Origin of the sequence: Diplocloster modestus (assembly GCF_019042245.1) — a bacterium.
GTDB lineage: Bacteria > Bacillota > Clostridia > Lachnospirales > Lachnospiraceae > Diplocloster > Diplocloster modestus.
On the sequence record NZ_JAHQCX010000011.1, the window covers coordinates 1 to 21,606 of the forward strand.

At 49.5% G+C, this 21,606-nt stretch carries 22 protein-coding genes; 20 read left to right on the forward strand and 2 right to left on the reverse strand.

From position 1 onward, the window contains the following. Nucleotides 1–814: 814 nt before the first annotated feature. The 8 genes from modA to KTH90_RS15390 all read left to right on the forward strand — a co-directional run bounded on the left by modA (nucleotide 815) and on the right by KTH90_RS15390 (nucleotide 9,526). On the forward strand, nucleotides 815–1,699 hold the full coding sequence (modA, locus tag KTH90_RS15355) for a molybdate ABC transporter substrate-binding protein (RefSeq protein WP_158352246.1): 885 nt from the start codon (nucleotides 815–817) through the stop codon (nucleotides 1,697–1,699). Nucleotides 1,700–1,836: 137 nt separating this feature from the next. Further along, nucleotides 1,837–2,523 (forward strand): molybdate ABC transporter permease subunit, encoded by a 687-nt coding sequence (gene modB / locus KTH90_RS15360; RefSeq protein WP_158352245.1) that lies wholly within the window; start codon nucleotides 1,837–1,839, stop codon nucleotides 2,521–2,523. Continuing rightward, nucleotides 2,520–3,251 (forward strand): sulfate/molybdate ABC transporter ATP-binding protein, encoded by a 732-nt coding sequence (locus KTH90_RS15365; RefSeq protein ID WP_158352244.1) that lies wholly within the window; start codon nucleotides 2,520–2,522, stop codon nucleotides 3,249–3,251. The genes modB and KTH90_RS15365 overlap by 4 nt, the downstream gene beginning before the upstream one ends. Nucleotides 3,252–3,268: 17 nt before the next feature. After that, on the forward strand, nucleotides 3,269–4,108 hold the full coding sequence (locus KTH90_RS15370) for an Mrp/NBP35 family ATP-binding protein (RefSeq protein WP_158346346.1): 840 nt from the start codon (nucleotides 3,269–3,271) through the stop codon (nucleotides 4,106–4,108). 317 nt (nucleotides 4,109–4,425) lie between these two features. Further along, nucleotides 4,426–5,127, forward strand: a complete 702-nt coding sequence (locus KTH90_RS15375) for a response regulator transcription factor (RefSeq protein WP_158352243.1) — start codon at nucleotides 4,426–4,428, stop codon at nucleotides 5,125–5,127. Continuing rightward, nucleotides 5,120–6,148, forward strand: a complete 1,029-nt coding sequence (locus tag KTH90_RS15380) for a sensor histidine kinase (protein WP_238727017.1) — start codon at nucleotides 5,120–5,122, stop codon at nucleotides 6,146–6,148. The genes KTH90_RS15375 and KTH90_RS15380 overlap by 8 nt, the downstream gene beginning before the upstream one ends. 256 nt (nucleotides 6,149–6,404) lie before the next feature. Then, nucleotides 6,405–7,079: an ABC transporter ATP-binding protein gene (locus KTH90_RS15385; protein ID WP_158352241.1), complete on the forward strand. Its 675-nt coding sequence runs from the start codon at nucleotides 6,405–6,407 to the stop codon at nucleotides 7,077–7,079. 2 nt (nucleotides 7,080–7,081) lie between these two features. After that, on the forward strand, nucleotides 7,082–9,526 hold the full coding sequence (locus KTH90_RS15390; RefSeq protein ID WP_158352240.1) for an ABC transporter permease: 2,445 nt from the start codon (nucleotides 7,082–7,084) through the stop codon (nucleotides 9,524–9,526). A 682-nt stretch (nucleotides 9,527–10,208) separates the two neighbouring features. Here KTH90_RS15390 and KTH90_RS15395 read toward each other — a convergent pair. Both KTH90_RS15395 and KTH90_RS15400 read right to left on the reverse strand, forming a co-directional pair. Beyond that, nucleotides 10,209–10,610 (reverse strand): hypothetical protein, encoded by a 402-nt coding sequence (locus tag KTH90_RS15395; protein ID WP_158352239.1) that lies wholly within the window; start codon nucleotides 10,608–10,610, stop codon nucleotides 10,209–10,211. A gap of 162 nt (nucleotides 10,611–10,772) precedes the next feature. After that, on the reverse strand, nucleotides 10,773–11,084 hold the full coding sequence (locus KTH90_RS15400; protein WP_158352238.1) for an ATP-binding protein: 312 nt from the start codon (nucleotides 11,082–11,084) through the stop codon (nucleotides 10,773–10,775). 264 nt (nucleotides 11,085–11,348) lie between these two features. Between KTH90_RS15400 and ylxM the strand changes: the two genes are divergently transcribed. The 12 genes from ylxM (at nucleotide 11,349) to ylqF (ending at nucleotide 21,561) form a co-directional block, all read left to right on the forward strand. Continuing rightward, nucleotides 11,349–11,693, forward strand: coding sequence for a YlxM family DNA-binding protein (gene ylxM / locus KTH90_RS15405; protein ID WP_158352237.1), 345 nt, complete (start codon nucleotides 11,349–11,351; stop codon nucleotides 11,691–11,693). Between the two features lie 3 nt (nucleotides 11,694–11,696). Then, complete coding sequence (gene ffh, locus KTH90_RS15410; RefSeq protein WP_158352236.1) at nucleotides 11,697–13,046, forward strand: signal recognition particle protein; 1,350 nt, start codon at nucleotides 11,697–11,699, stop codon at nucleotides 13,044–13,046. Between the two features lie 35 nt (nucleotides 13,047–13,081). Then, on the forward strand, nucleotides 13,082–13,327 hold the full coding sequence (rpsP, locus tag KTH90_RS15415) for a 30S ribosomal protein S16 (protein WP_158346371.1): 246 nt from the start codon (nucleotides 13,082–13,084) through the stop codon (nucleotides 13,325–13,327). A 28-nt stretch (nucleotides 13,328–13,355) separates the two neighbouring features. After that, nucleotides 13,356–13,583, forward strand: a complete 228-nt coding sequence (locus KTH90_RS15420; protein WP_158346373.1) for a KH domain-containing protein — start codon at nucleotides 13,356–13,358, stop codon at nucleotides 13,581–13,583. 226 nt (nucleotides 13,584–13,809) lie between these two features. Then, nucleotides 13,810–14,316, forward strand: a complete 507-nt coding sequence (gene rimM / locus KTH90_RS15425; protein ID WP_158352235.1) for a ribosome maturation factor RimM — start codon at nucleotides 13,810–13,812, stop codon at nucleotides 14,314–14,316. Between the two features lie 160 nt (nucleotides 14,317–14,476). Then, nucleotides 14,477–15,253, forward strand: a complete 777-nt coding sequence (gene trmD, locus KTH90_RS15430; RefSeq protein ID WP_158352234.1) for a tRNA (guanosine(37)-N1)-methyltransferase TrmD — start codon at nucleotides 14,477–14,479, stop codon at nucleotides 15,251–15,253. 213 nt (nucleotides 15,254–15,466) lie between these two features. Then, complete coding sequence (locus KTH90_RS15435; protein WP_158352233.1) at nucleotides 15,467–16,651, forward strand: trans-sulfuration enzyme family protein; 1,185 nt, start codon at nucleotides 15,467–15,469, stop codon at nucleotides 16,649–16,651. Beyond that, complete coding sequence (gene dapF, locus KTH90_RS15440; protein WP_238727018.1) at nucleotides 16,648–17,502, forward strand: diaminopimelate epimerase; 855 nt, start codon at nucleotides 16,648–16,650, stop codon at nucleotides 17,500–17,502. The genes KTH90_RS15435 and dapF overlap by 4 nt, the downstream gene beginning before the upstream one ends. A 434-nt stretch (nucleotides 17,503–17,936) precedes the next feature. Further along, nucleotides 17,937–19,394, forward strand: a complete 1,458-nt coding sequence (locus tag KTH90_RS15445; RefSeq protein WP_158352232.1) for a UDP-N-acetylmuramoyl-L-alanyl-D-glutamate--2,6-diaminopimelate ligase — start codon at nucleotides 17,937–17,939, stop codon at nucleotides 19,392–19,394. A 129-nt stretch (nucleotides 19,395–19,523) separates the two neighbouring features. Next, complete coding sequence (gene rplS, locus KTH90_RS15450) at nucleotides 19,524–19,871, forward strand: 50S ribosomal protein L19 (RefSeq protein WP_158352231.1); 348 nt, start codon at nucleotides 19,524–19,526, stop codon at nucleotides 19,869–19,871. 266 nt (nucleotides 19,872–20,137) lie between these two features. Next, nucleotides 20,138–20,668: a signal peptidase I gene (lepB, locus tag KTH90_RS15455; protein ID WP_238727019.1), complete on the forward strand. Its 531-nt coding sequence runs from the start codon at nucleotides 20,138–20,140 to the stop codon at nucleotides 20,666–20,668. A gap of 26 nt (nucleotides 20,669–20,694) precedes the next feature. Then, the gene (ylqF, locus tag KTH90_RS15460) at nucleotides 20,695–21,561 is read left to right on the forward strand and encodes a ribosome biogenesis GTPase YlqF (protein WP_158352229.1); all 867 of its coding nucleotides are present in this window, start codon (nucleotides 20,695–20,697) and stop codon (nucleotides 21,559–21,561) included. Nucleotides 21,562–21,606 lie beyond the last annotated feature (45 nt).

Here is a 21,606-nt window from a genome sequence, read left to right on the forward strand (position 1 = left end):
TCAGAGGCTCTTGCCCGTCGGACGTGAAGTCCGCCGTGCATCCTGAACCCGGCTTTCCGATTTCACTAAGCTGCTGCACAGCCGCCCTATGCTCTCCCAGGCAGACACCATAGGCCCCGGTGATTTGGTCCCCCGCTGCTTTTCGCCTGCCCAAACGAACCAACCGCCCTGCGGCCTCCACGCCCCCTTGCATAATTCATGCGGAGCGCCAGGTACACAAAGCTGTCTGTGCTGCTGCAGAAGGCAGCCCTATGTCTTTAGGTGGTATTTATCGCAAATGCAAATATTTCTAATAGGATATAGTAAAATGATATAGTAAAATATAGATAAAGTAAAATATAGATAAAGTATAGACAAAAGGCCTTCGCTCTTGGAACTTATCGTTGAACCAGGGTAGGAGCGGGCAGGGGCAGAGGCTGGGGACCGGGGCACAAAGAAACCGGAGGCAAATCGCTTGAGGCCGGGCCTTAGAATGGGTTACGCAGATGGTGGGAGAACCTCGCAGGGCTTGGAACACTGTCCGAGCCGTAGTTTGGCGATTCCAGGCCCTGCTAATAAGAGGTTCTCCCGCCATCGGAGTTACCCGTTCTTAGGTCCGGCCGAAGCGATTTGCCTCCGGTTTCTTTGTGCCCCGGTCCCCAGCCTCTGCCCCTGCCCGCTCCGGCCCTAAGTCAAATCCCCAATATCTGGAAAAATGTATTGATCTTTTTCACGGCATAGGATAAAATAAAAAGAGCGTTATTTTCAAGTGAGAATAACGGCGGCCGGTGAGGGTTGGCATTCGGCCGGATGAATGTGAAAAAGGAGGATAAAAATGAAGAAAAAGTGGTTGGGTTTGGTGATGGCGCTTGTACTTGTGGCGGCAGCGTCGGGTTGTGGTGAAGCGAAGGAAAGTGAGGCTGCAGACGCGGCGGGCGGGAAGACAGATGCAGTGGCGGAAGGCAGCGAGGTGCCGGCTGAGCCGGAAGCACCTGCGCAGACGGAGGCGCCGGCGGCTCAGGAAAAGGTGACGATAATGCTGGCGGCTGCGGCCAGTCTGGAAAACTGTATGGTGGATGAACTGATTCCTATGTTTGAGGCGGCAAATCCTAATATTACCGTGCAGGGCACTTATGACAGCTCGGGAAAATTACAGACACAGATCGAAGAGGGAGCTGATGTGGACGTATTCTTTTCCGCGGCTATGAAACAGATGAACGCGCTGGATGAAAAAGGGCTGATGAATAAAGAGTCCATCGTTCCTCTGTTGGAAAATAAAATTGTTATGATTATTCCAGCTGCATCAGAGGATACACCGGATAAATTCGAGGATATGCTGGATATGGAGTCTGTGGCGATTGGGGATCCGGACAGTGTACCGGCGGGCCAGTATGCCAAAGAGGCTTTTGAGTCCATGGGAATCTGGGACAAGATTAACGCGAAGGCCAGCCTGGGAACCAATGTGACCGAAGTCCTGAACTGGGTTGCGGAAGGCAGTGCCCAGGGTGGAGTGGTATATGCTACGGACGCGGCTTCCACCGATAAGGTAAAGGTAGTGGCGGAAGCGCCGGAGGGAAGCGTTTCACCGGTTATCTATCCGGTTGGAATAGTGGAAGCTTCCAAAAATAAAGATGCGGCTCAGAGTTTCGTGGAGTTTTTGCAGGGTGCGGATGCGATGAAAGTGTTCGAAAAATACGGTTTCTCTCAGCCGGTGAAATAAAAAAATAGCAGCGCTCGAAAAAAGCCTCGCTGGCTATTTTTCATGCATCGCACGTAAGCGGCTATAAAAACAGCCGCTAAGTGCTCATAGCGAAAAAAATAGCAGCGATTGCGCGGCTGCGGATTGGAAGGTAGAAAATGGACTGGTCACCAATATTGATATCCATTCGGACGGCGTGCGTATCTATCTTGTTAACGTTTTTTCTGGGATTGTTTGCCGCCTGGTGGGTGGCTCAGATGCGGTCGAATAAGTGGAAAATGATAATGGATGGGCTGTTTACTTTGCCGTTGGTGCTGCCTCCCACGGTACTGGGCTTTTTTCTACTGTACATATTTGGAGTGCAGAGGCCTGTGGGGAAGTTTCTACTGGATTTTTTCAGTGTGAAAGTGGTTTTTTCCTGGAGCGCTACGGTAATCGCTGCGGTGACGGCTTCCTTTCCCCTGATGTACCGGTCTGCCAGAGGAGCCCTGGAGCAGGTGGAGGATACTTATCTGCAGGCGGCCCGGACGCTGGGCTATTCGGAGTGGAAGGTATTCTGGAGGATCTGGATGCCGTTGGCACTTCCAGGCGTTGCCAGCGGAGCGGTGCTCGCATTTGCAAGAGGCCTGGGAGAATTCGGGGCCACGGCCATGATTGCGGGAAATATCGCAGGGAAGACCAGGACGCTGCCGCTTAAGATCTATTCCGAGGTGGCGGCGGGAAATATGAGCGGTGCCTATACCTATGTGATTATCGTGGTTGTGATCTCCTTTGTGGCAATATTGGCAATGAACTACTTTACCCTCCGGGGACAACGATATGCAAAGCGTGGTGGAAGAACATGAGTTTATCGGCAGCAGTGAAAAAGAAATTCAAAAATTTTTCCATGGATGTCACCCTGCACACGGATGGAGAACCATTGGGTGTGCTGGGCGCTTCCGGCTGCGGGAAAAGTATGACTTTAAAATGTATCGCCGGGATTGAACATCCGGACAGCGGAGTGATCGCCCTCAATAACCAGCTGCTGTATGATTCGGAGCAGAAGATCTGCATCTCCCCCCAGAAGCGCAGAATCGGTTATCTGTTTCAGAATTATGCCCTGTTTCCCCACATGACGGTAAAAAATAATATAGCTGCCGGCGTCAGGGGAACCAGGGAAGAGATCGCTGGCAGAGTGGCGGACATGATGAAGCTGCTGCATCTGGAAGGCCTGGAAGAGCGCTATCCGGCGCAGCTGTCCGGCGGGCAGCAGCAGCGGGTGGCGCTGGCCAGGATACTGGCCTATGATCCGGAGGTGCTGCTGTTGGATGAGCCGTTTTCCGCCCTGGATACGTATCTGCGGGAAAAACTGCTGGATCAGATCGATGAGCTGCTGGACATTTACCATGGGGAAGTGATCCTGGTCACTCACAATCCCCGGGAGATCTATAAGCTGTGCAGCCGGATCCTGGTGATGGGGAATGGCGGGGTGCTTATGGAGGGACCTGTTTCCGAAATTTCTGAAAGTTCTGCGCTGGGAGTGCTTGAAAAAGTATATGAGAACGCTTATACTGTTAAAAGCAATGAAAGTTAAGGAGATGAATGAACAGTATGGCAGAGAATCAAGAATGCAGCAGCAGCGCGAGCTGCTCCAGAGAAAGCTGTGAGGGGTGCCCCAGCAAACAGCAGCCTCAGAGTTTTCAGGTAGAACCGAATCCATTTACGGTTGTGAAGAAAGTAATCGGTGTTGTCAGCGGAAAAGGCGGTGTGGGCAAATCCCTCGTAACCGCATCCCTTGCCAACGCGATGCGTGAAAAAGGATATGAAGTCGGTATCCTGGACGCGGATATAACCGGCCCTTCCATTCCCAAAATGTATGGTCTGCACGGTCCTTTAAGCGCTACCGACGAGGGGATCTTCCCTGCGGAAGCGGAAAATGGAGTAAAGGTCATGTCTGTAAACCTGATCATGCCCAACGAGGAAGATCCGGTGATCTGGCGCGGCCCTATTATCGCCAATACGGTAAAACAGTTCTGGCAGGAGGTTATGTGGGGTGACCTGGATTTCCTGTTCGTGGACATGCCTCCCGGAACCGGCGATGTTCCGCTGACCGTTTTTCAATCATTGCCCGTAGACGGTATCGTGATCGTGACCAGTCCGCAGGATCTGGTACAGCTGATCGTGAAGAAAGCATATAATATGGCCAATGCCATGAACATTCCGGTGCTGGGTATCGTGGAGAATTACAGTTATCTGAAATGTCCGGACTGCGGCAAAGAGATACGGGTATTTGGTGAAAGCCATATCGATGAGGCGGCAAAAGAGCTGAATTTAAGCGTCTTGGGAAAAATGCCGATCGAGCCGGCCTTTGCTGAGTTATCCGATCAGGGAAAATTTGCCGAAGCCAAAAATGAGTATCTGTCTGCCGCCGCCTTTAAGCTGGAAGAATAGGAAAGGCAAACAGAATCACCATTGGGCAGGGAAGAATATAATGTAATCTAATAGGACTACAGCCGGAAAGAGGAGCTGCCGCATTTAACTGAAATATTCAGTGCGGCAGCTTTTTTGCTTTAAGCAGGGGTCTGTTCTGTGCAGCTTTGCTTCTATCATGTTTGTTCCATACAGTAAGCACATTGACAGAAGTCAGCCGCCGCATTAAACTAGTGAGTGTTGCCAGACACTACTTGAGGATAACGAGACTGAAAAATAATCTGCGATGACATGATAAGCAGTCAGGAGAGGAAAACAGGCCGGAAAGGGAACGAATCATGGAACAGATCTTAATTATAGAAGATGATGAAATGTTAAACGCGGGCCTCTGTTATAATCTGCAGGCGGCAGGATATACCCCGGCCCCGGCTTATGACCTGAAGACGGCCCGGGGCCTTTTGCATAGCCGTAAGTGGGATCTTATATTACTGGATGTAAACCTGCCGGATGGGGACGGCTATGCGTTTGCCGGGCAGATCCGCAGGGACAGCGATGTACCGGTTATATTTTTAACTGCGCAGGATTTGGATGAGGATATGGTAAGAGGATTTGAGGCCGGCGCGGATGATTATATTACGAAACCATTTAATATTAAAGTAGTACTCCAGAGAATCAGGGCGGTACTGAACCGCTGTGGTAAAGCTAAGTCATCGGGCGATCTGCTGTGCGGCAATCTGAGGATCAACCTGGCGGAAATGTCAGTACAAAAAGGAAATTCCCCTCTTGCGCTGACGCCGACGGAATATAAGCTTTTGAAAACCTTTCTCCAAAACCAGGGACAGGTACTGACCCGTGAAATCATATTGGAAAAATTGTGGGACAGTGAGGGAAACTTTGTAGACGAGCATACCCTGACGATCAACGTGAGCAGGCTCAGATCCAAAATATCTGATTCCCAATATACATACATAAAGACCGTATATGGGGTCGGTTATCAGTGGATTGGGGACAGGGAGCAGACCGGAGGTAAAAATGAATAGCCGGAAAAGTATCCGGGAGGTCCTTTTGGCCGCAGCGGCAGTTATCATCACTTTTGTCTATCTACTGGTCAGTATGTATCTGACGCGTGAGAATCCACAAAGAGCCATGATATGGGGACTAGCGGCAATATTTGCGCTGCTGCTGGCAGGGATTATAGGAGTGGGATATTATCTGTGCCGGCGCCGTATGGAGCGGATAACGGAGCAGATCTGTGACAGTATCGACCAGCTGATCGATGGTAAAAGAATAGAAGGAAGCAAGGACAGGGAAACCCTTACTTCCAAAATAACAATGAAGCTGGATAAACTTTCCGATGTCACCGCATCAGCAGTTGCCCAAAGCCTCAGCCAGAAGCAGGAGGTACAGCAGATGGTCTCGGATATATCCCACCAGCTGAAAACGCCTATCGCCAACATCCGGATGTACAGCGATACGATTGCCAACAATGAATTGCCAAAACAGCAGGAGCAGAAATTTCTGGAAGTTCTGAACGGACAGGTAAAAAAACTGGAATTTCTGGTAAACGCGCTGATCAAAATGTCCAGACTGGAAAGCCGGCTGATCCGTCTGCAAAAATCAGATACCCAGGTACCTGCCTTGCTGGAAGAAGTGACAGATTCCGTCATTCCCAGGGCGGATGGGAAAAATATCAGTATCCAGGTAAACTGCCCTGAAAATCTGGTACTCTCCTGTGATCCCAAATGGACTGCGGAAGCGCTGTTTAATATCCTGGAAAATGCAGTAAAGTACACCGGAGAAAACGGGCAGATCCTTATCCGGGCAGAGCAGCTTGAAATGTACAGCAAGATAGAGATAACGGATAATGGCATCGGCATCTCTCCTGAGAGGGTAAACGACATCTTTAAAAGATTCTACAGAGACAGCCAGGTAAAGCGGATCGAAGGCCTCGGTATCGGCCTTTACCTGTCCCGTCATATTATCAGCCAGCAGGGCGGCTATATCCGTGTACACTCAAGGCCAGGGCTTGGCTCCACGTTTTCCGTGTTTTTACCGAATTGAAGATGAAAAGGGCTGGTGTAACTGTCCGAAGAAGCAGAGGTCCTGGACAGCCGGAGCAAAATACGGCTGGCCGGGGCCTCCGCTTCTTTATTTAGTCGCGATGTCTGTGAAATCCGATATCGGATTTGCTTTCAAAGCTGGAGGATAGTTCGGTCGAGGAATGTTACAATATTGAGAGGATTCATTGGGAATTTGAGAGGGTTTTGAAACGTTCGGGTGTTATGATGGATTTATCAAAGGAAAGGGTGAGAAAAATATGAGCATTTTAGAGACGAAGGACTTGAAAAAATATTATGGGAGCGGCAGTCAGATGGTTAGGGCATTGGACGGAGTGTCTCTGGAGATAGAAAAGGGCAGTTTTACGGCAGTGGTCGGTACCTCGGGCAGCGGGAAATCTACGCTGCTGCATATGATCGGCGGGCTGGATACCCCTACTTCCGGCAGCGTTATGGTGGGCGGGAAGGAGCTTTCCAGGATAAGTGACGAGGAGCTGACGATCTTCCGGCGCCGTCAGATCGGGTTCGTGTTTCAGAATTATAATCTGGTGCCGATCCTGAATGTGTATGAAAATATTGTGCTGCCGATCGAGCTGGATGGCAGCAAGCCGGATCCGGAATATATCAAGGAGATTGTTCAGCTGATCGGGCTGAAGGACCGGCTGAACAGTATGCCAAACCAGCTGTCCGGGGGACAGCAGCAGAGAGTGGCCATCGCCCGGGCTCTGGCGACCAAACCGGCGATCCTGCTGGCGGATGAACCCACCGGTAATCTGGACAGCCGTACCAGTCAGGATGTGTTAAGCCTGCTGAAAACTACAGGGGAGAAGTTCCATCAGACCATGGTGATTATTACGCACAACGAAGAGATTGCCCAGATGGCGGATGAGACGATCCGTGTCGAGGATGGAAAAATCGCGGGAAGCAGGTGGTGAGCATGGGACTGGACATAAATAATAACAGGAATGTCATAAAAAATATAACGAAAAAGGATCTGCATAAAAACAGAAGCCTGAATCTGTTTACCTGTATGACGGTAGCCTTAAGCGTGGCGCTGGTACTGACCTTTTTACTGTATGGATTCGGAAGCGCAAAAGAAAAATTAAGAAGGTTGGAAGAGCGGCCCCAGGTTACTTATGAACAGATTACGCAGGAACAGCTGGAACAGATCAGAAAGCGTCCGGATATTCGGTGGGCCGGCGGCAGTTTGAGCGCCGGCAGCGCGAAGGTAGGAACGGCCCGGTTGGTAGTATTCTATCAGGACGCAGTGATGGCGGAAATAAATGATTTAAAATATAAAGGAGAACTGCCCGATGAGGGAATGGAACTGATGCTGCCCCAGGATTACCTGGATCGTCTTAATATGGAAGCGGCGGCAGGGGATACCGTATCTCTGGATCTGGGAGACGGACAGATCAGGGATTATGTTTTGAGCGGAATCAGCGAAGCTCCCTCCAAGGGCGGCGGTATCTATCGGATCGTGGCGTCTCAGGATGTGATAGGGATGCTGACCGGTCAGTCTTCAGAGAAAGTCGATGCGGCAGTGGATATGAAAAATGCGGCGGATATGTCTCTTGCCGAAGCCACGGAGAAGGCAGCGCGGATCGGGGCGGAATATGGGATTCAGGAAGATCAGATTCAGATGGCGGAATCCTTTTTTAACCAGGCATCGGTTTCCAGAATCGGTATCTTCACTATCGTAATGCTGGCTGCGGTTGCTGTTCTGATTCTTTTATCCGCGGGCATTGTCATAAAGAATATCTTCTATATTTCTGTAGCGGGAAAAGTGCGGGAATATGGCCAGTTGCGTACGATCGGAGCTACACAAAGACAGGTTCATCGTCTGGTTACCAGGGAAGGGATGGTTCTGGCAGCCAGGGGAATTCCTTTTGGCCTGGTGCTGGGGGGACTGATGGGATACATTCTGGTACCCAAGGGGTGGGAATGGAAGACAGCGCTGCTCTGCGGTATCGTGTGTGTGCTGTTCGGATTCGCAGGGGTCAGGCTGGCGGTCAGAAAACCGGCCCGGATCGCCGCGAAGACTTCACCGATCGAGGCTGCCCACTACACCGGTTATACCGATAGGAATACCGGGACTAAGAATCTGATGCGCAGCCTGAATCCCTCCCATCTGGGAGTTCTGAACCTGAAGCGCAGTAAAAAGAAAACAGCCATGACTATGTGTTCTCTGGTTCTGGCGGGGATTCTTCTGGGAACCATCTGCACCTTTGTCGTATCCTACAAGCCGGAACAGGTGGCGTTATCCCAGTTCCCCAATGGGGAATTACAGGTTAGCCTGACTGTGGATCAGGGATATGGAGCTGATACCAGCCAGAGCAGCCGGATGAAGAATATGGCGGAGCTTCAAAAAAGCGGTCTGATGACCGAGGTGAAAGAGCAGGTCCAAAAGATCGATGGCGTCATGCAGATCCGCCCATGGTATCTGGTAGAGATCAAGCAGGATATCTTTCAGGAAGAAAAAGAAGGTTCCATTAACGGTCTGGAAGAACAGGACTTCGAACTGCTCAAACAGATGAATTACGAAGGACCGCAGACTTACGAAGAGCTGAACGAACAGATGGGAGTGATCCTTGAAGTGGGAAGCAATAGCAGACTCAAAGAGCATCCGATTCATATAGGGGATACCTTCCACATGACCTACTGTGATCCGTCGGGGCAGGAAGTAGTTGTGGAAATGCCGGTTATCGCTACCTATAATCAGATCTTATGGCAGCAGGCGAACAAAGTGGATTATGGGGAGATCCCCCTGTCTATCATGGGCAGTATGCTGCTGATGCCTGTGTCCCGGCTGGAGCAGCTCACCGGTACCGACAGTACCTATGGGATAGAGATTGCCGCAGATCCCGCCAAAACACAGACCGTAGAAAAGACCCTAACAGAATTATATGCGGAAAGCGGTAACCTGAATGTCATGTCCAAACAGGAGAGTATGGACGCGTACAGGGAGACGATGGAGCCCATGAAGATCGTTCTCAATGTATTAGCTGCATTCCTTATCATATTCGGGATCATCAACCTGATCAATACAAAGCTTACGAACCTATACAGCCGCCGCCGGGAGATCGCCGTTCTCCAGTCGGTGGGTATGACAAAGCGGCAGGTCAGCAAGATGCTGAGCCGGGAGAGCACCGTGTATACCGCAGTGACCATCGCGTTTACCGTGATCGTCGGAAGCCTTATGGGGTATGGACTGCAGTATGCGATGGAAAATGCCCTTATGGTACCTATGGATTATATGTTTCCTGTGATACCGGTACTGCTGTATGTTGCTGCGCTGCTGGGGGTACAATTTACGCTGAGTGCTTATGGGACACGAATGCTGGCACGTCAGCCGCTGGTAGAGCGGATTAGGCAGGAATAGAGAGGAACTTTTTTTGGGGGACGGGGCGGCCTGACGCGATGGCGGTTTGGGCGGTTTCCGGGGATACTCCCGGGGGACAGAGGGGGCTTTTGTGTCTCCTTGGGAACGCTTAGGGCTTGCGCTGGCATACGCTAAGTGGAATCGGAATGCCGGGTTCAGGAACCGAGCCTATTCACCAGGAACACAGGATGTGTTCCCGGTTCAGAGGCTCTTGCCCGTCGGACGTGAAGTCCGCCGGGCATCCTGAACCCGGCATTCCGATTCCACTAAGCGTATGCACAGCCGCCCTATGCGCTCCCAAGGAGACACAAAAGCCCCCTCTGTCCCCCGGGAGTATCCCCGGAAACCGCCCAGACCGCCATCGCGTCAGGCCGCCCCTGCTTTATTGATGGGTAAGTTGCATGTTCAAAGGTGTTGATGAATTAGTTTTGTGTTTAAAGGTCTGGTTGGTATGATTTGGGTGTGGTGGGGATTGTTTTTAGTTCAGTAACGATTGTAAGTGATGCGGGCAGGCAGGAGCGGTAGTACAAAGAGCAGCGTCATGGCGGGTGTTTCGTTTGGTGATCTGCTTACTGGACATGCCTAGGCAGCGGAGAATGTTGTCCTGCTTTTGTTTCTTTTCTTTGCCGCTTAATAGCTGGGTTGCCAGTATGGCCGCACCGGTGATTTCTAAAATGAGCGCTCAATAAAAGAGGCAGACTAGCAGGGCATACATTTGAGACAGAGATTCTTTTTGTACCCATTTTCCAGTGAGGTAATCTGCAGTGGGATTTACTAGAGCAGTGCCGTATCTACCGTTTGTTGAGCGGATCGTGCTTCTGTCCAGGAGGGTTAGCTGGTCGCTGGAAGCAGCGGTTATGCTCCATAGCATAGGTCCTGATTTCTTCAACAGTTCCGTCTGCATCCCGAACTGCGCTTTCCCGGTAGAATCGGACCGGATCCCTGCCGTCATTGGCAATAGGACAATCAGACACAGGCCCAGAATAATAACAACTGCGCTGCCTGCGGCATAATGAATCATCCGGTTTACCTGGCCCTTTGCGGGCGGAACGCTTCGCCCGCGAATCTCTTTTCTGCTGTGCATCCTTTATATGCCTCCTTTTTCGAGGTATCTACATTATAAAAGTTGACGGAAGCAGAATGTATAAAAGTCTATAGATGTTATCTGACAGCTTTGTAAGATTCTAAAAACCCGGCGTGTTTTATCTGCCCGGTTTGTCAACTGCCTGGCGGTTCTATTTTCAGGTTAAGCATTTTTGGGGAAATAAAGGGTGACAGTCGTATATTGATTTGGCTCAGACGCTATCCCTATGCCGATGCCAAGTTTATCGCACATCTGTTTGCAAAGATACAAACCGATGCCGGTGGCATGGTTCCCTGCTCTGCCGTTGCTTCCCACAAATCCTTTATCAAATACGCGGCCTATCTCACTGGGCTTAATGCTGATACCTTTCAATTCCGTCTTCGTCAACTCGGCCTCGCTGCCGCCAAAAACCAGCGTTCCTGCCACCAGTTTGATCCGAACCCCTCTCAAGTAAAAAAATATGTTATTCTGCATGCCCTATCCGACCACAGCATTACAGAATTTTCCGCGTCCTTGCTCCTGCCGCCCGGCCCTTAGTTCCCTTTATGAAATTTTGTCAAGAAAAAATACTTGACACCCGCATAATCTTCCTGTATAGTAACAAAGGTGATAAGGTTGAACAAAAAGCGGTTCACCCATACTTATATGTGCTATAATACGCACATTTGGAGGAACGGTTGAACATAAAACGTTCACCCATACCTATATGTGCTATAATACGCACATTTGGAGGAAATAATGGAAAAATTCCTGGAGCAGGCATATTTGTATGATTTTTATGGCGAATTGCTGACAGAGCATCAAAAACAGATATATGGGGATTTTGTCCTGAATGATTTATCCCTGAGTGAGATTGCCGAAGAGCAGGGAATCAGCCGGCAGGGTGTACACGATCTGGTTCGGCGGTGTGATAAGATTTTAAAAGATTATGAAGATAAATTGCATCTGGTGGAAAAGTTTTTATTTGTCAAAAAACAGATTCTGGAGATGCAGCAGATAATGGAATCGATGGAAGCTTGTGAAGAGCCGGAAAAACTGGGCAGACTGCGGCAGATATCCGGCGAGATTCTGGAGGAATTATAATACATGGCATTTGAGAGCTTATCAGACAAACTACAGAATATATTCAAGAACCTGCGCAGCAAAGGCAGGCTGACCGAAGCGGATGTCAAGGCATCGCTAAAAGAGGTTAAGATGGCATTGCTGGAAGCCGATGTCAGCTTCAAAGTAGTCAAACAGTTCATGAAAGCCGTGCAGGAGCGCGCGGTGGGACAGGATGTGTTAAATGGACTGAACCCCGGACAGATGGTAATCAAGATCGTCAACGAAGAGATGGTCAATCTGATGGGAGCAGAGACCACGGAGATTGCGCTGCAGCCAGCCAGTGAGATCACAGTACTCATGATGATGGGGCTTCAGGGAGCCGGTAAGACGACTACCACAGCTAAGATCGCGGGAAAGTTAAAATCCAAGGGCCGTAAGCCGTTACTGGTGGCCTGCGATATCTATCGCCCTGCAGCGATACAGCAGCTGCAGATCAATGGTGACAAACAGGGCGTGGAAGTATTTTCCATGGGAGACAAGAACAAACCTGTCAATATTGCCAAAGCGGCAATTGAGCATGCCTCCAAAAACGGACACAACGTAGTGATCCTGGATACCGCAGGGCGCTTACATGTGGACGAAGACATGATGAACGAGCTGATCGAGATCAAAGAGAACGTTACGGTAAACCAGAGCCTTCTGGTAGTAGATGCCATGACTGGCCAGGATGCCGTGAATGTGGCGACCATGTTCGATGAGAAGATCGGGATTGACGGAGTTATTTTGACGAAGCTGGACGGCGACACCAGAGGCGGCGCGGCGCTTTCGATCCGGGCCGTAACCGGTAAGCCGATATTGTATATAGGTATGGGTGAGAAGCTCTCGGATCTGGAACAGTTCTATCCGGACCGTATGGCGTCCCGTATCCTGGGGATGGGCGATGTGCTCACGCTCATAGAAAAAGTCCAGAACGACATCGATGAAGACAAGGCAAGAGAGATGGAGCGCAAGCTGCGCAAGGCAGAGTTCGGATTTGACGACTATCTGGAGCAGATGCAGCAGATCAAGAAAATGGGCGGTCTCTCAGATCTGCTGGGCATGATTCCCGGTATGGGAGCCCAGATGAAGAACATCGATGAAGTAGTGGATGACAAGGCCATGTCCCGTGTGGAGGCCATGATTCTGTCCATGACGCCCCAGGAACGTACCAATCCAAGTGTTCTGAACCCGTCGCGGAAGAAACGGATCGCGGACGGTGCCGGAGTCAACATCAGCGAGGTAAACCGGCTGGTAAAGCAGTTTGAGCAGGGCAAGAAAATGATGAAGCAGCTTCCCGGTATGATGGGCGGCAAAATGGGTGGTAAAAGAGGCAAGTTACGGCTTCCCTTTTAACATATAGAGAAAACCTGAATAAGGAGGTGAAAGTAATGGCAGTAAAAATCAGATTAAAGAGAATGGGTGCTAAGAAAAAACCTTTCTATAGAATCATCGTTGCGGATTCCAGATCCCCCAGAGATGGTAAATTCATCGAAGAGATCGGAACCTATGATCCCAACCAGGATCCCAGTGTATTCAAGGTTGACGAAGAGCTGGCAAAGAAATGGCTGGCAAATGGCGCACAGCCCACAGAAGTAGTCGGCAAAATCTTCAAATTAGCAGGCATTGAAAAGTAATGAAAACTTGGCCTGGAGGTGAATAGCCATGAAAGAACTGGTGGAAGTAATCGCCAAAGCATTGGTAGATCATCCGGACGAAGTAGTCGTCACACAGACGGAGAACAACAAAGGGATTACGGTTGAGCTTCACGTGGCCAAGGAAGATATGGGTAAGGTCATCGGTAAGCAGGGCCGTATCGCCAAAGCGATCCGTTCCGTTGTCAAAGCGGCCGCATCCCGGGATGATCAGAATGTAATGGTTGAAATCGTTTAACCATACAAACCAGAACCAAAAGGGACAGTCCTCAGGTTCCATAAGATGTTTAAAAAAGCGGAACCATTCCGCTCTCTTATGAGACCTGCGGATAGTCCTTTCTTTTTTATTCCATATTAAAGGGTATATCGGAATTATATGAATGTGCATATCGGAAATGTATTATAGTGTATATCGGTAATATAATATACAAAACTTAAATGAATAAAGCAGGAGAATAAGTCATATGGAGCAGTATTTGCAGGTAGGAGTTATAGCCTCCACCCACGGGATCCGGGGAGAAGTCAAGGTATATCCCACCACGGATGACATTTCCCGTTTCAAAAAATTAAAAAAGATAATTCTGGATACAGGAAAAGAACAACGTTCTCTTGAGATTGAAGGAGTAAAATTTTTTAAGCAGTTTGTGATTCTCAAATTCAAGGGCATTGATCATATAAATGACATTGAAAAATATAAAGGAAAGCCCCTTCTGGTAGCCCGGGAGCAGGCCGTGAAACTGGCCAGGGATGAATACTTCGTAGCGGATCTGATCGGCCTTCTGGTCATTACGGATGAAGGAGAGGAGTTGGGCCCCCTGATTGACGTGCTGGAAACGGGAGCGAATGATGTCTATGTGATCGACACCGCAGACCACAAAGAGCTCCTGCTACCGGCGATCAAAGAATGCATCCTTGAAGTCGATATGGAGAGCAAAAAGATGCTGGTGCATCTCATGCCTGGTTTACGCTGAACAAATCAGCAATTCGGGACATGTCCAAATCAGTCTGGGACATGTCTATTCTGGAATGGACATGTCCCAAACCGGAATGGACATGTCCCAAACCGGAATGGACATGTCCCAAACCGGAATGGACATGTCCCTTTTCGGTATTTTAGCAGGAGGAAAACGAATGAATTTTCATATATTGACATTGTTTCCAGAGATGATCATGCAGGGAATCGGTACCAGCATCACGGGCCGGGCCATGGAGGCCGGCCTTATTTCGGTGGAAGCGGTGAACATCCGGGACTATTCGGATAACAAGCACTGTAAAGTGGATGACTACCCCTATGGGGGCGGCGCGGGTATGGTAATGTATGCCGAGCCTGTATACCAGGCTTATGAGGCGGTACGGGAAAAAATCGGGCAAAAGCCCAGGGTGATCTACATGACTCCTCAGGGCAAGGTGTTCCGGCAGGAAATGGCGGAAGAGCTTTTCAAGGAAGAGGACCTGATCTTCCTGTGCGGACATTATGAGGGAATCGATGAGCGGGTTTTAGAAGAGATCGTGACGGACAATGTGTCCATCGGGGACTATGTGCTGACCGGCGGAGAACTGCCTGCTATGGTCATGATCGACGCGATTTCACGGCTGGTGCCTGGAGTGCTGAATAACGATGCCTCCGCGGAAATCGAATCTTTTCACGATAATTTGCTGGAATACCCTCAATACAGCCGCCCGGAGGAGTGGCGGGGGAAAAAGGTGCCGGAGGTGCTGATGTCGGGGCATCATGCCAATATAGAGAAATGGCGCAGGGAACAGTCTCTGATCCGAACCATCCAGAGACGCCCGGATTTACTGGAAAATGCAAATCTGACCAAACAGGAGCGGATTTTCGTCGATAAATGGATAAGGGAACAGGAAACGGAAAATATTATGGATACCGAAGAAACGGCAGGAGACTGAGGGGCGTGCAGACAGACACCAGGTGAAATCCGTTGACAGCCTATTTTTAAAACCGTATAATGGAAGATGTCCGTAGCAGAGTATTCAGACCAGGGCATGGAAGATGTCCACAACAGAATATTCAAGCCTAAGGATCGGGTTTTAAAACTAAAGTCATAGTCAGTAGCAACGCACTGGCTCTAGAATCCTAAAAGAAAAACGAGGTATGGACTTATGAAAAATTTCAGCAATTACAACGATTACAGCCTGAAAAAAGATCTGGCCTTTGAATCCAAAGCAATCCATGGAGCTCTTGGCAATGATCCGATGACAGGCGCAGTCAGCTTTCCTATTTTTCAAACGGCAACCTTTCGGCATAAAGCACTGGGACAATCCACCGGCTATGATTACAGCCGACTTCAGAATCCGACCAGACAGGAGCTGGAGCGCACTATGGCGATCCTGGAAGAAGGGACGGAGGCCTTCGCTTTTTCCAGCGGGCAGGCAGCGAATATGGCGCTGTTTACCTGGCTGAATCCGGGGGACCATCTTATTCTTTCGGATGACATCTACGGCGGAACCTTCCGTATCGTGGATACCATATTCCATAAATACGGGGTGGATTATACGTATGTGGATATGTCTGAGCTGGATCAGGTGAAAGCGGCGATTACCGATAAGACAAAAATGTTTTTCATAGAGACTCCCACGAACCCCATGATGAAGGTGGCCGATATCCAGGTGTTATCCGATCTGGCAAAATCCATCGGCGCGATTACGGTCGTGGACAACACCTTCCTGACCCCTTATTTCCAGCGCCCGCTGACGCTGGGAGCCGACGTGGTGGTTCACAGCGCGACCAAATACATCGGCGGCCACAACGATACCATATCCGGCATCGCAGTCACCAACAACGAAGAGATCGCCGCCCACATGAAGATTCAGTTGAAATCCCATGGAAACGGTCTGGCTGCTCTTGATTCCTGGCTGCTGATCCGGGGGCTGAAGACCCTGCCGATCCGTATGGACAGACATAATGAGAATGCAAAAGTAGTAGCCGAGTGGCTGAGGACTCAGCCGAAAGTGAAGAAAGTCTACTATGTAGGCTTCCCGGATCATAAGGATTATGAAGTGACTTTAAAGCAGACCAGCGGGTTTGGCGGGATGATCTCCTTCGAGATGGATTCCTTTGAATCAGTGGAGCGTATTCTGGAGAGAGTCGACATGATAATGTTCGCGGAGAGCCTTGGCGGTACAGAGACGCTGATCACTTATCCCACCAGACAGACCCACGAGGACGTTCCGATGGACCGCAAGGAAGCGCTGGGAATCAATGATAAATTCCTGCGTATTTCCATAGGTCTGGAGAATGTAAACGATATAATCAGAGATTTAGATCAGGCGATGAACGGAAAATGAAAAAGATAAAATTCACAAAAATGCAGGCATACGGAAATGACTACGTCTATATCGATGCCATACATCAGGAACTAGCAAAATTGCCGGAGCTGGCCAGGTTTGTCAGCGACCGGCATTTTGCCGTCGGCTCGGACGGCATGGTGCTGATCTGCCCCTCCGCGGTATCCGATTTCCGCATGAGGATGTTCAACCCGGACGGAACAGAGGGGGAAATGTGCGGAAATGCCCTGCGCAGCGTGGCCAAATATGTCTATGATCATGGCTTCACGGATAAGACCCGGTTCCAGATCGAGACCTTCGGCGGGCTGCAGAATATAGAACTGCAGGTTGAAAATCGGAAGGCGGTGAACATTACCGCCGACATCGGACAGCCCGTGCTGGACACCAGAAAAATACCGGTAAATACTTCGGAACCAGAATTTATCAACCGGCCAGTCCGGATATTGGACCGTGAATTCCGGATTACCGCGGTGTCCTGGGGAAATCCCCACTGCGTCACCTTTGTGGACAAAACGCAGGATTTCGACGTGGAAACCTACGGAAAATCCATCGAGCACCATACGGAGCTGTTCCCGAACAAAACAAATGTCACCTTCGCGCAGGTGGTGAGCCGGGACTACATCAAGATCCGAGAATGGGAGAGGGGAACCGGCGAGACGATAGGCTGCGGAACCGGATGTTGTACTGCTCTGGTTGCCGCCTCTTTGCTGGGCCTGACCCATCGCGAAGCCACGGTGGAACAGATCGGCGGTCCGCTTCATGTAAAATGGGATTCCGAAACTGGGCACATGATCATGACCGGCACTTCCCATACGGTATTTGAATCCGAGATAGAAGTTCCATTTCTGTAAGCAAAAAAGAAGCGTTACAATAAAAATTAAATTTAGTATACCAGTATGTGAAATGCCAAGAAGCAATTATTAAAAAGCGAAATATTTAAAGGCATTTCGTAATAAATGTAACGCCAAGAAGCATACCGAAAAGAGTGAAATTCAAAAGGTAATTTGTAATAAGTGTTATGTCAAGAAGCATACCGAAAGAGTGAAATTTAATAGAATTACTGAAAGAGTGAAATGCCAAGTGGCATACAGGAAAAATGCAATATCGGAACAGCATTTAAGAATAGAGAATAGAAAGACTACGGGAAGAAAAGAATAAACGCAGAAAAGACAATAAATGCAGAAGAGACAATAAACACTGTAAAGACAATAAATGCAAAAAAAGACAAAAGAGCGATAGGATGAAAGTACTCCTAATCACATTTAAAACAGAGCGAGGAACCGGAATGAGACTCATACAATTATTAGAACATCTTAACTATACCTGCATACAGGGTGATTTGCAGTCAGACATCACAGATCTGATCTATGATTCCAGAAAGGTAAAAGCGGGCAGCTGCTTTTTGTGCATCAGCGGAACCGCGGTAGATGCCCACACCTTCATCCCCTCCGCCATAGAAAACGGGGCTGTGGCCATCATCGTAGAAAAACAGGTAAGCGCCCCTGATGGCATCACCGTCATACAGGTAGAAGATACCCGGTACGCTCTGGCTATGATGTCTGTGGCCTGGTTCGGCCATCCCGCCGGACGCATGACCACCATCGGGATCACAGGAACCAAAGGCAAAACCACCACGACCAACATGATCCGCCTCATTCTGGAAAAAGCCGGACATAAAGTGGGGACCATCGGTACGCTGGGAGCCTATATCGCGGGCACCCAGATCAAGACCAAAAACACAACGCCGGAATCCTTCGAATTGCAGTCGCTGTTTTGCCAGATGGCAGACGCCGGCTGTGCCTATGTAATTATGGAGGTATCCTCCCAGGGCTTAAAGCTCAACCGGGTAGCCGGTATCCAGTTTGACTATGGGATATACCTGAACCTCTCCGAAGACCACATCGCTCCCGGCGAACATGAGTCTTTTGAGGAATACCGCTTCTGTAAAAGCCTGTTATTTCAGACCTGTACCCACGGCCTGATCAACAGGGACGATCCCCACTGGCAGGAGATTCTGAAACATCATACCTGCACGGTAGAGACCTTCGGAATGACCAAAGAATCAGATCTGTATGCTACCGACCGGGAGCTGACCAAAGGCCCCGGCTTTCTGGGCAACGCCTTCCGGATCCATGGTCTGGCCGACGCCCGGATCGAGGTGAACATGCCCGGTAAATTCAGCACTTACAATGCCCTCGCCGCGATTCACGTATGCTGTAAACTGAATATTCCCATGTCCTGTATCCAGCAGGGCTTAAGAGAGGCATCCGTACGAGGCCGGGCCGAGGTTCTCCCCGGCCCCCGGGACTTCTCTATCATCATCGACTATGCGCACAACGCCCTCAGTATGGAAAATATCCTCACCACCCTGGCGGAATACAAACCGAACCGCATGATCTGCCTCTTCGGCGGCGGTGGCAACCGTGCCAGAAAACGCCGGTACGATATGGGTGAGATGTCAGCCAAATACGCTGACCTTACCGTGCTCACGACCGATAATCCCCGCTACGAGGAAGTAGCAGACATCAACAAAGATATCCAGAAAGGCCTGGCCAAATACAACGGTCCCTACCTGGAAATCGATGACCGCGCCGAGGCGATCCGTTACTGTATCGAACATGCAGAGCCCGACGACATGATCATCCTCATCGGAAAAGGCCACGAAGAATACCAGGACATCCGCGGCGTGAAATATCCGTTCTCAGAGCGCCAGATCGTTTTGGATTATTACGGGATAGGATAAGCAAGACATCAAAAAATCTCTTTACAGATTCCCGAAAATATGGTAAAGTTAATTGCTGTGAGAAGAAAGAGATGGTCCTCTGTTACCAAAGGGTATTAAGAACATCCGAATATCAAGGAGGTTCACAACATGAACGAAATTATTAAAGGTCTCGAAGCTGAGCAGGCGAAAGCAGAGCTTCCCGTATTTCACGTAGGCGATACCGTGAAAGTTTACGGTAAAATCAAAGAGGGTAATCGCGAAAGAATCCAGGTGTTCGAAGGAATCGTATTGAAGAGACAGAACGGAGGAATCCGGGAAACCTTTACGGTAAGAAAGAATTCCAACGGAATCGGCGTAGAAAAAACCTGGCCGCTGCATTCTCCAAACGTAGAAAAAGTGGAAGTTATCAGACGTGGTAAAGTAAGACGTGCGAAACTGAACTACTTAAGAGGCCGTGTTGGTAAGAGAGCGAAAGTAAAAGAGCTGGTAAAATAAGAAGCCGAAATGGGGACAAGTACTTACGTATATTGTCCCCTTTTTTGATTTCATAGGAAAGTGCTCCTATGAAATCAAAAACGCTCCGCGGGATCGCACTGCGGGATCGCACTGCGGCGGAAAGGAAGATGCCGCTTACGCTGCCGCCGCAGGCGGAGAGTTTCGCAAGCGAAACTCTATTTCATTCAATCATATAGATCGGAAGGCGGGAAATGCATATGGCCAGACGGGGCTTGACCTTTGTACAAAAGGAAAAGAAACTTAATATGAATCTTGTGAAAAAGATTCTGGAATGGATATTTGAAATCGCCGTGGTATTGTTTCTGGCGTTTGTACTCGTTTATTTCTTTGGAGAAAAAGTGGTGAATGTGGGGGAATCCATGTCTCCGACTCTGGAAAATGGAGACACGGTATTGGTGAATAAGTTAAACTATTCAATTACCGGACCCAGCCGGGGTGACGTGGTGGTATTCAAACCTCATGGAAATGAAAACACCCATTATTATATAAAAAGAGTGGTAGGCCTTCCCGGGGAAACTGTGGAAATAAAGGAAGGAAAGATTTATATAGACGGTGAGGTTCTGGAGGAAGAGCTTGAGACGGAACCGGTCCAGGAAGCGGGAGTGGCCGCATCTTTGGTGAAGCTTGGGGAGGATGAATATTTCGTGCTGGGCGATAACCGCAATAACAGTGAGGACAGCCGGTCTGCCGATGTGGGTGACGTGCTGAAGAAGCATATGCTGGGGAAAGCCTGGTTTGTCCTGTCGCCGAAAGAACGATTTGGCTATCTGAAATAAATAGTGTAGAATGAGAGGTATAGCAGATGAATGTGCAGTGGTATCCGGGGCATATGACGAAAGCCAAACGGATGATGCAGGAAAATATAAAATTGATAGATTTGATCATCGAGCTGCTGGATGCGCGGGTTCCCTTAAGCAGCCGAAACCCGGATATCGACGAGCTGGGAAAGAATAAAGCCCGGCTGATTCTCTTGAATAAAGCGGATCTGGCGGATGAACGTTGCAACGATGCCTGGATGGAATATTTTAAGGCGCGGGGCTGTTTTGTGGTAAAGGTGAACGCGAAAAGCGGGGCCGGTCTGAAACAGATCCAGCCGGTAGTGCAGGAGGCCTGCCGGGAAAAGATCGAGCGGGACCGCAGAAGAGGTATTTTAAACAGGCCGGTGCGCGCGATGGTGGTCGGCATTCCGAATGTGGGCAAATCCACGTTTATCAACAGCTTTGCGGGGAAAGCCTGCACGAAGACAGGAAATAAGCCGGGAGTGACGAAGGGAGCCCAGTGGATCAAGCTGAACAAACAGCTGGAACTATTGGATACACCCGGAATCCTGTGGCCGAAATTCGAAGACCAGCAGGTGGGAATGAAACTGGCCATGATCGGATCCATTAAGGATGAAATCCTGAACACGGAGGAGTTAGCTCTTTCCTTGATCCGTTTTCTGGTGCAATGGTATCCGGAATCACTGGAAAAAAGATACACGATGGCGGATGGGATCATAGCCGGCACAGATCCGGTAGCGGTGCTGGAGAGTGTGGCCAAAGTCCGGGGATGCATCGTAAAGGGAAGTCAGCTGGATATTACCAAGGCTGCCGGGATTTTGCTGGAGGATTATAGAAGCGGACGCCTGGGAAGAATTACCCTGGAATTTCCAGATATAGGAAATAAGTAATGTTAAAAAGGCAACAACACAGATGATTTTAGCCACTTATCAGTA